Genomic DNA, 491 nt, shown 5'->3' on the forward strand with positions numbered 1-491 from the left:
TCGTATTTAAACAAATCAGAAAATTTCCTTTCCAACCCCAGTAGCTTTATTTCTTTTATATTCCTAACTCCATCAAAAAGATGGTTAGTAATAGCACTTAATCTATCCTGCATTCTATTTGTATATTTTTTTATTTTTTTTCCTAACCTTGAAATTAAAAATCCAAGTACCGGCAAACCAATAAATCCAAAGAAAGCCAACTCAAAATCTTGATAGAAAACAACTCCTACTAGTCCAATAGCCATAAATAAATTTCTTGAAAAAGTTGCAATTTGACGGGAAGTAAAATCTTGAAGAAGAGCCGTATCATTTATAATCCGAGAAATAAACTTTCCTGGAGGATCTTTTAGAAAGTATTCTAATGGAAGGTTGAGTACTTTCTCGTACAGATCCTCTCTTAATTTTGCTACAACTTTTTGACCTATATAAGCCATGGTGTAGTAATTAGTAGCAAAAGCAATTCCTTTAGCAAGAACGAGTCCCAAAAGGAT

Annotated in this window: 1 protein-coding gene; it reads right to left on the reverse strand. The window is 32.0% G+C overall.

All coding sequences use genetic code 11. The features are described from left to right. Nucleotides 1–491: ABC transporter transmembrane domain-containing protein (locus ABGX27_05725; GenBank protein MEO2068994.1), on the reverse strand; the 491-nt coding region annotated here is incomplete at both ends.

This window comes from Desulfurobacteriaceae bacterium (assembly GCA_039832905.1).
Classification (GTDB): Bacteria; Aquificota; Aquificia; order Desulfurobacteriales; family Desulfurobacteriaceae; genus Desulfurobacterium.